This is a genomic window from Cytophagales bacterium (genome assembly GCA_033344775.1).
In the GTDB taxonomy this organism is placed as follows: domain Bacteria; phylum Bacteroidota; class Bacteroidia; order Cytophagales; family Cyclobacteriaceae; genus JAWPMT01.
On record JAWPMT010000005.1, the window covers coordinates 1,662,106 to 1,674,794 of the forward strand.

Annotated in this window: 11 protein-coding genes; 8 read left to right on the forward strand and 3 right to left on the reverse strand. The window is 43.9% G+C overall.

All coding sequences use genetic code 11. The features are described 5' to 3' along the window. Nucleotides 1-8: 8 nt before the first annotated feature. From R8G66_24705 to R8G66_24735, 7 genes are all read left to right on the forward strand, one after another. Nucleotides 9-659, forward strand: coding sequence for an outer membrane lipoprotein carrier protein LolA (locus R8G66_24705; protein ID MDW3195600.1), 651 nt, complete (start codon nucleotides 9-11; stop codon nucleotides 657-659). A gap of 249 nt (nucleotides 660-908) precedes the next feature. Next, nucleotides 909-2,822, forward strand: a complete 1,914-nt coding sequence (locus tag R8G66_24710) for a hypothetical protein (GenBank protein ID MDW3195601.1) — start codon at nucleotides 909-911, stop codon at nucleotides 2,820-2,822. A gap of 33 nt (nucleotides 2,823-2,855) precedes the next feature. Then, nucleotides 2,856-5,432: an FAD-dependent oxidoreductase gene (locus R8G66_24715; GenBank protein MDW3195602.1), complete on the forward strand. Its 2,577-nt coding sequence runs from the start codon at nucleotides 2,856-2,858 to the stop codon at nucleotides 5,430-5,432. A gap of 75 nt (nucleotides 5,433-5,507) precedes the next feature. Further along, the gene (locus tag R8G66_24720) at nucleotides 5,508-6,341 is read left to right on the forward strand and encodes an aldo/keto reductase (protein MDW3195603.1); all 834 of its coding nucleotides are present in this window, start codon (nucleotides 5,508-5,510) and stop codon (nucleotides 6,339-6,341) included. Between the two features lie 285 nt (nucleotides 6,342-6,626). Beyond that, complete coding sequence (locus R8G66_24725; GenBank protein ID MDW3195604.1) at nucleotides 6,627-7,139, forward strand: RNA polymerase sigma factor; 513 nt, start codon at nucleotides 6,627-6,629, stop codon at nucleotides 7,137-7,139. Continuing rightward, nucleotides 7,129-7,716 (forward strand): hypothetical protein, encoded by a 588-nt coding sequence (locus tag R8G66_24730; GenBank protein ID MDW3195605.1) that lies wholly within the window; start codon nucleotides 7,129-7,131, stop codon nucleotides 7,714-7,716. The genes R8G66_24725 and R8G66_24730 overlap by 11 nt, the downstream gene beginning before the upstream one ends. A 120-nt stretch (nucleotides 7,717-7,836) precedes the next feature. Then, the gene (locus tag R8G66_24735) at nucleotides 7,837-8,424 is read left to right on the forward strand and encodes a hypothetical protein (GenBank protein ID MDW3195606.1); all 588 of its coding nucleotides are present in this window, start codon (nucleotides 7,837-7,839) and stop codon (nucleotides 8,422-8,424) included. Between the two features lie 273 nt (nucleotides 8,425-8,697). On the opposite strand, the gene R8G66_24740 is transcribed toward R8G66_24735, so the two are convergent. From R8G66_24740 to R8G66_24750, 3 genes are read right to left on the reverse strand one after another with little or no spacing between them, the layout of a single operon-like run. After that, the gene (locus tag R8G66_24740) at nucleotides 8,698-11,340 is read right to left on the reverse strand and encodes an FtsX-like permease family protein (protein MDW3195607.1); all 2,643 of its coding nucleotides are present in this window, start codon (nucleotides 11,338-11,340) and stop codon (nucleotides 8,698-8,700) included. Next, nucleotides 11,337-11,756 carry a hypothetical protein gene (locus R8G66_24745; GenBank protein ID MDW3195608.1) on the reverse strand — a complete coding sequence of 140 codons (420 nt, stop codon included), beginning with the start codon at nucleotides 11,754-11,756 and terminating at the stop codon, nucleotides 11,337-11,339. Before R8G66_24745 ends, R8G66_24740 begins: the two co-directional genes overlap by 4 nt. A 15-nt stretch (nucleotides 11,757-11,771) precedes the next feature. Next, entirely contained in the window at nucleotides 11,772-12,110 is a 339-nt protein-coding gene (locus R8G66_24750) for a helix-turn-helix transcriptional regulator (protein MDW3195609.1), read from the reverse strand. A 221-nt stretch (nucleotides 12,111-12,331) separates the two neighbouring features. Here R8G66_24750 and R8G66_24755 point away from each other — a divergent pair, with 221 nt between their 5' ends. Next, nucleotides 12,332-12,520, forward strand: a complete 189-nt coding sequence (locus R8G66_24755) for a hypothetical protein (GenBank protein ID MDW3195610.1) — start codon at nucleotides 12,332-12,334, stop codon at nucleotides 12,518-12,520. The last annotated feature ends 169 nt before the right edge of the window (nucleotides 12,521-12,689 follow it).

Consider the following 12,689-nt stretch of genomic DNA (forward strand, 5'->3'; position numbering starts at 1 on the left):
TTCAAGAAATGAAGAGAGTAGCGTTGATGTTAATGATGGTTTGTCTGGTAGCAGCTGCTTACGGACAATACGATCCTGCCGCCTTGAAGATACTGGACGCCATGAGTGCGAAATACAAAAATGCTTCGGCGTTTTCGGCAGCCTTTACTCAAAACCTGAAAAACCCGGCCGCAGGTCTGGATGAATCCATTACAGGAAAGATTGCGGTAAAAGGCGATAAGTATTTACTGGAAGTCTCAGGTCAATTCGTGTACAACAATTCGGTTGACGTCTATACCTACAACCCTGAGATCAACGAAGTAACTATCGCACCATATGATGAGGGAGAAGCGGAGATCAACCTGAACAACATCTATGAGATCTATAAGACCGGTTTCAAATATGGTATTTACGAGGTGATCAAAGGAGTGACTTACATCGATCTTGATCCGGAAGACAAAAGTGACAAAAGCTACTTCAAGATCCGTATGGAAATTGATGCCAACAACAGCCTGCAAGCGTTCAATGTGTTTGAGCCATCTGGTAACGTATATCGCTACAGCATCAATGATTTTCTAGAAAGAACAGACATCAACGACGATTACTTTGTGTTTGATATCCGCAAACACACAAACGATCCCGAAATCATTGACTCACTGGAAGAGATTGATTTTAGGTAAATCATAAATAAGAATTTCAATTTCAGAGCCCTTCAGGACGACAAGTTTTGAAGGGCTTTTTTGTTGGTATACGATCTATTTTATTTCATGTCCGAAGAGCAAAGTTCGAAGAGTACTTCATGCAGAACTCATTGTAAGTATTTCATTTTGTGAGACATAGCCTTTGATCTCACTTCAAATTTCGGTAACTTTCAATTAAACGGTTTCAGTTTTTATTGAAATCAAGTTAATACGGCCAACCTAGTCCTCATGAAAAAGCGAACCCTCCTCCTCTCGCTTGTCGGTCTGGTAATCATTGCCTTGATAGGCACCAGTACGATTTTCAAGCGAACCAAAAAAGAAGCATTCATCCATCAAGTTACCCAGCAAACACCTGGCGGCATTCAACTTGATCTCAACAGTATTGCGCCTCCGAATACGGACCAGCTATCGGCTCAACCGGATTTTGACATATTCGCCTGGAACAGCTTCATTGCCCTGAACTGGCCAGCCGTGGTACCCAGCTCTGCTAACGGCTACCTACGGGGCATTCCGGACGTGAATAAGACCTTCAAAGATGCCCAGCCTGGGGACATGTTGGTGTGGGAAACGTTCAAGGAAAAACGAGAGATTTTCAATCAGGTAGAATCGGTGCTAGGTCCAACCTCTGGCCAGACGCCTTTTCTATATCCCTGGAACTATGAACCGGATTATGGACCCTTAAGGCCTGCCGATACCGATATCGACCCCAATGCTCCGATTGAAAAACATCAAAAAGTCCTGCAAGGACGAAAACAAGGCACACCCTATAATGCTTTCGACGAAACTGCCGAGGTGGGTTCTGAAGCATTGGAGGTTTATTATCCAAGTACAGCCTATAGCGATTCTATCAACCCAATCATGGGAAGACCCGTGGGTCCCAGGGTCTGGAGAGGAAAGCCTTCAGACAGCATCCCGGTACTCTATGAGGTAAAGCTGAATTACGATTATTATAACTATATCAAAGCCAATGATCTGTATTCCGGAGACACTAGTGTCATTGGGTCTGCTGCCAGAAAAGCGGAACTAAGACTTCCTTATCGAACCTCTTCCGCCTTTGGTCCCAAAACACAGAAAAGTGGATCAAAATATCAATTGGCCACTAACTATGACCAGAGCACGGTGGAAGCACAATACCGAAACATAAAAATGGATGGAAGTCAAAACCCTCCATTTATCGGGTCCATGCAATTCAAAGCTGCCTGGGTCATGCTGACCGATGCCGATGATCCTACGAAATATCATACGAGTGAAGCCCTGTATTATGTCACCAACAAGGAAGGGCAACCGGAGCCCGACTCGGCATTATTCGGATTGATCGGATTGCATATAATTCAGCGTATTCACATAACCAATGACGAAGATGATTCCAATCCTATCGGAGGCACTTTCGTTTTTGCCACCTGGGAACATACCTCCATTCGTGACAACATTCAGAATGGTTTTACCCAATATACCTACTCGAATTACTACAATCCGATCGTCGATCCGGGTGCGGTGAAAAATGCTAATGGCAGTTTCAAATACCCGCAAGGGTTTTACCCTCCGATTGACGGGTCCAAACCTTATGATGGGGTCTATCAGGTACCAGAGAGGTTCAGTATTCTGAGCAATCCCGGAGGCGCTTCTCCAGCCACCAAGGAGGTCAATGACATGGTTCACAACATGTTACCTGATGGGTCGGTATGGAAAAACTACCAATTGGTAGGCACGCAGTTCATTGCCATTGATGTCAACAGTGCATCCGTCCTACAAGCCGCTGGTAAAACGCCCCGTTATCCGATTACGCTAAATGATCCACAAGGAATTGGATTACCGGTTTTCCTAGCAAATCTCGTCATCGAAACCAATCAAGGCTTACAGCTATTTCAGGGACAGCCACCAGGCACTCCTACCATTCCAAATTATCAAGGTGCGGGTGTTGATGTGAATGCCACCGCCAACTTTCTTCGAGATAACAAGAATACATCGTTCAATCGAGTCGCTTACAACATGGGCGGTTGCATGGGCTGCCATGGTGTAGCGCAAAGCAGAGGATACTCTTTCAGCTTCGTTTTGCTGGGCGGTCGTGAAGGTGCGAAAACAGATACTGAGACACAGTTCGAAATCCCACCTCTAGAACCCATCAAACCTGATGAAAATTGATTGACCCTGTCAACCACAAAAAGAAATTGAACGATGAAAAAGAAAGATAATCATAACTCAAGAAGAGCATTTCTCAAGCATGCGGCCTTTGGTGCAGGTGCTGCAACCAGTTTTGGAGCCATGACCTCTGCATGTGCCGTAAATCAAACCGTGACAGGAGTCATTCCTGAATTAGACGAAACAGACGTACCTAACACAGATACAGATGTGATTGTGGTGGGTGCAGGTGTTTCAGGTACCTATGCAGCAGCGCGTTTGGCGCTTATCGACAGATCAAAACCACAGGTATCCTACCAGGCGCGGCAAGGAACGCCTACTGTGACACCACAACCTCCACGCTCAGGAGGGGTAATTGATCAATACCTCATCGAGCAAAACAAGACAAAGCTCAATGTGAAACTCTATGAATATTCAGGTAGAGTTGGTGGGCGTTTACTTTCAACTCCCATTGAAGGAGTAGACGGAACTAATGTCGGCCCGCTGAAATATGCTGAGTTCGGTGGCTTTCGATTTGACCGGCAGATGAAAATTGTATGGGAAACTGCCCAGGCATTAGGCTTGTCGGATGAGCCCTTTTATTATGAGGACATCAATATAGAGCAGAATAATCTGGTCTATGTCCGCGGCGACCGCTACCCCAACAAATCAAAAGAAGGGGATCAAAACACTAACATCTATAACTCCTATCCAAATTTGAGTGCCACAGAGTTGGACCTACTCAAATCAGAACTTGATTTAGGAACTTATATCACTAATAAAGCTCTTGGAGATTACTTACCACAGGCAATCATCGGCGACCCTCGACCCTACCCGGATATTGTAAAAAGCATCGATAATCCCAGTAAACCCTCACCTTATCCGAAAGTGAATGTGTCGTTGCAATATCAAAATGCGCCAGAAGTTATAGTAACCATTCCGGGTACTCCCAATGGGTTCTCGTTAGCTTTCGCGGTGTATCACTATGCTTTTAATAATGGTTTTTGGAATATCGTACAGGAAATCAGTGATCTATATGAAGCCGCTAAACTGAAAGCGATCATCGCCGGAAGACCATTTACCGATTGGTCGTGGTGGAACCTGAAACGCCATTTCCTTACACAGGAAGCGGTAGATCTGCTAGAAGATACGGGTGGGTACAATGAACAGGGCAGCTCCGGAAGCATTGAAACCGACGTAGATGAAAGCTTTTACTTCTCTCCTAAAAGCGGACCTTTGACTTACTATACACAAACAGATCCCTTTTCTCCTAAAACTGCCTGGAGGCACATCACTGAAGGGTATTCTGCCATCCCTCAACAACTTTTTGGCAAGTACAGCAAGATTTCCAAAGACAAGTCCATTGATGTTGTCAAAAAACAATTGATTGCCTTCACCAAGCAAAATAGTGGCCCCAAATACAAATGCTTGTTCTACAAACGCCAACAAGGGCCTGATGCCTCATTATCAGGCTCTGAAGCGTTGTTTCAATACGAGCAAAGTTTGATCACAGTAACTTACCTGAAAGATCTTCAAAGGCCTGGCCCGCTATCCGATGATGACAGTAAAAAGCTGGCCGACGCACAGGCGGTATTGGCTAATTATGAAATCGCCTATTGTAATTTTCTGGTGTTGTCGCTTCCCAAAAGATCATTGGAACTCATCAACCAGAATAATTTCTTTTTTGCCAGCATGGGTGTTCAGAAACTGCTGAATCAGTCGGTGAACAATATCCTGGCCATGCGAATGTTCATCGCCTATCCTAATCCATGGTGGTTACAAAGTCCGTATTACAAGGCGCTTTTGGTTCCACAGGACCCCATGGCTCCCAATACTACTCCTTATGAGAACAATGCCCCGTTGACACAAGCGCAATACTATCCCGTAGGTAGAGCAAGGACAGATCTTGGAATACGGCAATTATATTATTGGTGCTATAATAAGTTAACCAGTCCGAACAACCCACCGGACTCTAAAATCAAGGGGAATTATGTAGACACTACCAAACCTGCCGTGCTTTTGGCCAGCTACAATAACGGTGATGCCACACGCTACTGGCGAGCACTTCAGAGTGGCCAACCCTATGATTTGTATTCAGGGTCACAAACAACCCAGGCACATTTGTATAACCAGGCGGCTGGCGGCCCGGGTGATAACCTGAATATCCGGAACCCCCAAGCTGGGGGTCCCCGACATGGCAGCCAAACCATGGGAATAGAAGCTCATCGACAATTGGTAGAGTTGCATGGACTTGCAGGAAACTCCGATATTCCATTGCCATACTACGTACACTTCGAAGATTGGTCCAAAGACCCATGGGGTGGCGGATGGCACAGCTGGAGATCCGGTTATTCCAAGGAAGAATATATTCCTAAAATCCGGAGACCCCTCAAAGACGAGAACATCTACATCATCGGAGAATGCTACTCCAATGTACAAGGCTGGGTACAGGGAGCATTGAATGCTGCGGAAGCAATGCTCCAATGTGAACTGGGACTACCTTGGGCATCATGGTTATCCGTAGATGGGATTTGGCTTGGTCAGGGTACGCGATGGGTTGAGACTTCTGATCAGGACCCAGACCCAAACCCTTGTCTGAATGGCGTTCCTCTGGCCCCGGTCAAGAAAAAATAAGTTGCAAACGAAAGCACGATGATAGTCGTGCTTTTTTTATGTCATAAAATGGATTAATTCACTACTTTCGACCTTATGAACATCACTGATCTCAAAGGAACCTTCACCCTTAATAATGGAATAGAAATGCCCTACTTCGGATTGGGCGTTTGGCAATCAAAGGATGGACAGGAAGTCATCAATGCCATTCATCATGCATTAGAGGCAGGGTATCGCGCGATCGATACGGCGGCCATCTATAAAAATGAAGAAGGCGTAGGACAAGCCATTGCGCAATCCAATGTACCTCGTGAAGAAATCTTTGTGACCAGCAAGGTATGGAATGAAGATCAGCGATCGGGTGGTATCATGCAGGCTTTCGACACGACCATGAATAAATTGGGACTGGACTATCTGGACCTTTACTTAATTCACTGGCCTGTTTCGGGCAAATACAAGGATACCTGGAAAGTGCTGGAAGAAATCTATGCCTCAGGTCGCGTAAAGGCCATTGGCGTCAGTAATTTCCTAAAACATCATTTAGAGGACCTGCTGGAGGTGGCTGAAGTCGTTCCAATGGTAAACCAAATGGAATTCCATCCGAGATTGGTACAACAAGAGTTACTGGATTTCTGCAAGTCACATGGCGTACAATACGAAGCCTGGAGTCCGCTGATGCAGGGTAAGATCTTCGAAGTGGAGCTATTGCAGCAACTCGCTGAAAAGTATGGAAAATCCATTGCGCAGATCGCGTTGCGATGGAACCTGCAAAAAGGCGTCGTTACCATACCCAAAAGCGTGAAAAAAGAACGGATTGTGGCCAATGCAGACATATTCGATTTTGAGATTGCTCAGGAAGACATGGATGCGATCGACGGTCTTGATCAAAGTCAGCGTGTAGGTCCTGATCCGGATAGTTTTACTTTTTAATAGCGAATTTTGCATCGCGTTATAAACGCGAAAACTTAAGACGCCCTCGTTAGACATGCAAAACGAGGAAGATCTTCCAGTTGGTCCAGGCTGATCCGTCAGACTGTACTCTTAGGCTGGTCCCTGTTATCAAATTCACAAGTTGCTATCTACAGTATTAGCCATTCACTCTCCGAACTGCAGTCGTAAAGCTGCTTTTATCGAGTTCTTAAAATTTTTATCTTGATCCATGTAAGATTTCAAGACCATGAGGTACTAGTGGGGTCATGAAAAGATTTATAACCCATGAGTGAGCAAGAACAAAAGCAGATTCTCGAAGACTGGCTGCAACAGCACCGGGGACTCTTGTTCAAGGTAGTGAGGGCTTATGCTCATTCGCACGATGACAGGGATGATCTCTTTCAGGATATCGTATTGCAGGTCTGGCGCTCGATCCCCAATTTCCGTGGTGACTCAGCTGTCACTACATGGCTCTACCGGATTGCACTGAATGTCGCCATGAAATGGAATGGCCGGCAGAGACGCCACGAAGATGCACATACGTCTATCCAGGGAATGGAAGGGATATTGAAAGCCACCCAAGACCCTCCGGACGAACGACTGCTTTGGCTCTATCGGGAAATTTCAAAACTTAACGAAGTGGATCGGTCCTTATGCTTGCTGTTTCTGGATGGTTTCAGCTACAAAGAGATGTCTGGCATTGTCGGGATCTCTGAGAGCAACGTCGGGGTAAGGATCAATCGAATCAAACAAAAACTCATTAAAAGGTCTGAAAAACATGATTTCCATGGAATTTGAAGAAATGCAAAAAATCTGGGACAACCAGAATCAACGCCCACTCTACGCCATCGATGAAGATGCGCTGCGCAGACGCATCCATGCTAAAAGTAGAAAAGCAAGCTTGGCTTCTAATGTAAATGAGATCGGCTTGATTGCCATTTCGATCATCACTTTCATCATTATCGTGATCAAGAATATCGGAAATGATAATCCCTATGCATATCCGCCAGTCATTATTCTGTTATTGACGAGCGTTTACATTTATATCGGCCGAATAAAACGAAAAAAGAAAGAAAGCCAATTTGACCGCACCATGTTAGGTGAATTGGACCATGCGCTGTACAATTCTGAATACGAAATACGCAGAGCGAGAACATTCCCGTTATGGTACCTCATCCCCGTCTCTATTCCTGCGATGCTCAACATGTACATGAACGATGCTTCTATCACGAAGTGGGTCTTGGTCTTGTTCGCTTTTACCCTGAGTTATGTGGTGGTTTGGTTCGGCTTGACTAAGATGCAAGAACCACGCAAACGAAAGCTGGAGAAGCTCCGAGAGAAGATATTGACTGATGATTGGGGAGACGGAACATAAAGAGATTCACAATGTCTCAAAATGAATGATAATGAATACTCATAGGCCGGATTTTCTGGCCTTTTTTCTTTCCTTTTGGAATTGTTTACTATGACTTATCATTGCCCAAAGCATTCATCCATGAAGTACTGGTTTTATTGTTCCTTTTTATTTCTTCACACCATAAGTATGGCTCAGGATTCTCCATTTCCCTATGCTCAAATTCCATCATATCCTGATACCTATAGCTCAGGAAATATCCTTTCCCGTATGGTTGATGGACTGGGATATCGCTATTACTGGGCAACCGAAGGATTGAAGCAACAGGACCTGGACTACAAACCTTCAGGCGAAGCCCGGTCCACCTTCGAAACCATCCAACACCTCTACGGGCTGTCAGAAATGATTTTGAATGCAGCAATAAATGAACCCAACGTTCGACCTGCGGACTGGTCAGATCTTTCTTTTAGAGACCTACGGAGAAAAACCCTGGAACAACTTCGGCAAGCCAGCCAGCTTTATAGCAAACTTTCGGAAGAAGAATTGGCCAAAGCCCAGGTCATCTTCAAAAATGGTGAAAATGAAAACGCGTTTCCTTTGTGGCACATCATGAATGGCCCCATTGCTGATGCACTCTGGCATGCAGGGCAGGTAGTGAGCTTCCGTAGGTCCTCAGGCAATCCCATGAATCCAAATGTGAATGTCTTTATGGGCCAAACGAGGTATTGATCTCAAGCATTTATTGTTAAGGAAGCAGCACATCCTTACGGTTTTGGATAGATTTATTTAACGCTTTAGACTAAAGTAGATCCACACCTTCGTTTGAGCGGACTCAAACGATATTTTATATGCATCATGTACGTTTGTGGAGATGTAACTTACATGGAGATCGTCATTCTTTGGCGATCTTTTTTTATAGCTTCTTTAAAAAGTCTAGCCCAGGTTTGCGAAAACACAAACCTGGGCTAAGAAATATTGATAAGATTGTCGAAGAGATATTAGCTACTCGTTTCTGATGCTTTGTGACGGATTCACCGCTGCGACTTTCAAGGTTTGATAACCTACAGTGGCAAGTGCAAAGATCATGACCAATGCCAGCGCAATGACCGCTGCCAACCAGGGAAAACTGATGCGAAAAGCATAGTTGTCCAGCCAGGAGTTCATGGCGAAATAAATAGCCGGAATACCAATGGCTGCGGATACGGTCAGCAACACAAGAAATTCTTTGTAAAATAAGCCAACGATACTGGGTATACTAGCTCCTAGCACCTTCCGAATACCCACCTCTTTGCTTCGCTGTAAGGACATGAAAGATGCTAATCCAAACAGTCCAAGCATGGCTACCAGAATGGTGAAGGCCGCGAATACGGCAAACACATCTCCAAAACGCTGATCCTGCGCATACAAAGCTGCAAATCGCTCATCCAGGAATCCATACATGAAAGGAATGTCGCTATAGTACTTACTCCATGTGGTTTCCATAAATTCAAGGGCATCTTTTTCACGGCCGGGTTGTACCTCTACCGCTAGTTTACTCGGATTAGATGAGGCCAGGTACAAAGTCGGCTCGATTTTACTTTTTAAAGTGGTACGACTGTAGTCTCTGATGATTCCAATGATGGTGAATACGTCATCATCTTCATCATCTCCTAATTTCAATTTTTGATTCACCACTGAGTTTGGATCTGAAATACCCATTTTCAGTAAAAATGACTCATTGGCCATGATCGCTGCTGAATCTGCTTTTCGGGAATTGTCAAAGTTCCGACCAGCAACCAGTTCAAGGTCCAGCGCATCGAGGTATTGATCATCATTCCATTGTACATAGGTAGTTCCCTGAATAGGATCGGTCATTCCCAGGATGGTAATGGTATTCCCGGTGGAATTAATGTCTGAAGCGCCACCTCCTGGCATGTTGGACGTACTTCCTACTGCCTCAATGGCACTGTAGGTCCGTAATTCATCTTTGAATGACTTGAAGTGACCGATGAAGCTCTCCCATTCTTCACGTGATTCCGAGTTGGCGTTAGGACGAGAAAACGTAACAACATGGTCTTTGTCGATTCCAAGATTTAAACCTCGCATGTATTGTACTTGATTGTACACGACAAATGTCGCTGCAATCATTCCAAGAGAAGCCGCAAACTGAACAACGACTAATCCTTTTCTCAAATTGACCCCTCCTTTTGAATTGCGAAACTTTCCTTTTAACACTTGGATAGGACGGAAACCTGACAATACAAGTGCCGGATAGAAACCTGCAAGTATCGTTCCCAACAATACAAATAATCCTAAATTCAATAAGAAAGGAACATGGTTCCAGATATGATCAAGCACCGGGACACCAACCAGGTTATTAAAACCACTAAGCAGTAATTCTGCCAGGCCTATGGCAATTAAACCGCTTAGGCAATTGATCATGAATGATTCCATCATGAACTGCCCCATTAATTGTCCACGAAAAGCCCCTATCACTTTCCTCAAGCCTACTTCTTTGGCACGATCCACTGCTCGAGCTGTAGACAGGTTAACATAATTCACCCAGGCAATGATCAAGATGAAAACTGATATAGTTGCCAGGAAATCAACAGATTTCTTATTCCCAATCTGTTGCGGTTCGAACGTAAAATCCGAATGTAAATGGATCCATTCGATTGGGCGAACTTCCCAGGCATTATTAGTATCTTCACCGAACTGCTCCTTGGCAATGTTGTTTAATTTATTGGTAGTTTCCTTGATGTCCGTTCCGGGAGTCAATCTTACGTAGAGATAATAATTGAACCAATTCCACTGATTATAATCATTGTCATCAGCCAGTGTTTTGTCTGACAATAAGATGTCAAAACGATAATGCGTATCAGGTGGTACATCTTCAATGATCCCAGTAACTTTCAAGGGATGATTATAAGGGGAAACGACTTGAATGGATTTGCCCATTGGGTCTTCCGATCCAAAATACTTACGAGCTTGAGATTCTGTCAAAACGATGGAGAGCGGCTCCTCGAATAAGGTTTCCCTGGCCCCTCTCAGTATTTTGTAAGGAAATATTTCAAGGAAATTTGAATCAGCCGAAGCCACATTCAATTCTTCAAATACTTTATCGCCATACCTCATGACGATGTTTTCATCTATCTTTTTCGTTACGGTATACTTCTTGATCTCCGGTAGGTCTGTAGCCGCTTTTGGCCCCAACGCATAGGGAGCCATCGCATCTTTCGAGTCCACCAAACCATCCACCATCTCGACAGATGAGATGCGATAGACTTCATCCGCATTATCATGAAAGGAATCGTAGCCCCTTTCGAATTTTACGTACTCATTGATCAATAAAAATCCTGCGAGACCAACCGCAAGTCCTATGATATTGATCGCCGAATACACTTTGTGTTGTTTCAGTGTCCTTGCACTGATCTTTACATAGTTATTGAGCATTCCCATGTTTATAATTGAGTTTAAGACATTCTGTTTAAATAATGTTGGGCGAAGTAGCAGTACGATATCGGCCAGATATTTGCGGTTTGCATAAGCCACAGAGTGCTCTTCGCAATTCCAGTGATATAGTTCTTCCAGATCGCCACTGATATCGGCGTAAAAGTCAGCGTGGCAAAACCACCTGAAAAACCGATCTGCGATTTGTTTGATCATTCCAGCGCTGCCATCGCCACTTTTGTTTCGGGTAGACTAAGCCGGCCTTCGGACTTACCTGAAAATGATTCATCCCAAAAATCTCCTACGGCAACACAATCAGGATTGATCAGGATCAATCGATTTGGGCCTTGTCCCAACTCGTAATCCTCAAGGAGCGCATTGTATTTCTCGTCAAGAACCCTAGATAATTTCTCGCGGTTAAGCTTTATTCCATCTTCTTTGAGAAATAAAAACACTTGAGATCTCCGGTTAGGGATCAAATCATCCTTTACTAGCTCATGAAGGACTTCTTTTCGAAGTTTTTGTAAATCGACATGAGTAAAGCGGTGCTTACGGTCGGGAGACTCATCAAATAGTTGAGCACTGGAAGGCAGCACCCAAACCATCATTAATAGCATGACAATAGATTTCATATGTTGAGTTTTTGATTATGCGAATTTGAGGTCCAGCGCAATCTCAGGAATATCGTTCCAAAGTTTCAATCGGGTTTCCTGGTTGTATTCCAGGGCTTTCTTTCCCAAAGCTGTGATCTTAAAATAACGCTTCGGTTTACCGCCTCGATTAGGAGCCACTTCCCCTTCACGAGAATCAAGAAATCCTTTTTGCTCAAGTCGTCGAAGCGCACTTTGCAAAGCTCCTACGCTTACTTTTCTATTCACACGATCTTCGATTTCCACTTTGACCGCTACACCATAAGCTTCATCAAAGAGCACGCCTACCACGAGCATCACGATTTCCTCAAACTCTCCTAATTGATACTTTTTCATCGAATTAGCAATTTCCTATTTGTAGTATTCGAGAACAAACATAAAAAAGTTTCATCAATTTCCTATTTGTAGTATTGATATTCTGTTAATCTTTTGAAAAAAGCAAAAAAAGATGTGGCCCGATTTCCTGAAAAGCTTAATTTAGTCCTGCAAATAACAAAGGACTCCCACAAAGCAACAGACATTCCCTTTGAGTCGGAGAACTTAACAACTTTAGAAAAATGAAGAAAATTCTATTAATCGTTTTAGGGATAATTGTGGCCTTTGCTGCATTGGCTCAAGATATCGACGGTGATCTGGCGCTCCATTCAACTATTGATGGATACACGAATGACATCCACCAAAAGCGTCATAATATTATGGCTGATGGTTCTGCTATTTCAAAGGATATCATTTGTAATAATCATTGATCAGAACAAAAAAATTAAATCGTTGCAAGAGAAAAAATAAATAGCTCTTCTACGAATAGTAAAATATAAGACACAGCAATACACTATTTCTACTTAAGGCCATTTCACAAGAAATGGCTTTTTGTTTTTTTTAATACCGGTTTTCGGGAATGCTTCGTTGATAGGGCAT

What these genes read in the sequence shown, in the direction of transcription:
- R8G66_24705 (MDW3195600.1), top strand. Translation starts at nt 9, where the DNA reads ATGAAGAGAGTAGCGTTGATGTTAATGATGGTTTGTCTGGTAGCAGCT.
- R8G66_24710 (MDW3195601.1), top strand. Translation starts at nt 909, where the DNA reads ATGAAAAAGCGAACCCTCCTCCTCTCGCTTGTCGGTCTGGTAATCATT.
- R8G66_24715 (MDW3195602.1), top strand. Translation starts at nt 2,856, where the DNA reads ATGAAAAAGAAAGATAATCATAACTCAAGAAGAGCATTTCTCAAGCAT.
- R8G66_24720 (MDW3195603.1), top strand. Translation starts at nt 5,508, where the DNA reads ATGAACATCACTGATCTCAAAGGAACCTTCACCCTTAATAATGGAATA.
- R8G66_24725 (MDW3195604.1), top strand. Translation starts at nt 6,627, where the DNA reads ATGAGTGAGCAAGAACAAAAGCAGATTCTCGAAGACTGGCTGCAACAG.
- R8G66_24730 (MDW3195605.1), top strand. Translation starts at nt 7,129, where the DNA reads ATGGAATTTGAAGAAATGCAAAAAATCTGGGACAACCAGAATCAACGC.
- R8G66_24735 (MDW3195606.1), top strand. Translation starts at nt 7,837, where the DNA reads ATGAAGTACTGGTTTTATTGTTCCTTTTTATTTCTTCACACCATAAGT.
- R8G66_24740 (MDW3195607.1), bottom strand. Translation starts at nt 11,340, where the DNA reads ATGATCAAACAAATCGCAGATCGGTTTTTCAGGTGGTTTTGCCACGCT.
- R8G66_24745 (MDW3195608.1), bottom strand. Translation starts at nt 11,756, where the DNA reads ATGAAATCTATTGTCATGCTATTAATGATGGTTTGGGTGCTGCCTTCC.
- R8G66_24750 (MDW3195609.1), bottom strand. Translation starts at nt 12,110, where the DNA reads ATGAAAAAGTATCAATTAGGAGAGTTTGAGGAAATCGTGATGCTCGTG.
- R8G66_24755 (MDW3195610.1), top strand. Translation starts at nt 12,332, where the DNA reads ATGAAGAAAATTCTATTAATCGTTTTAGGGATAATTGTGGCCTTTGCT.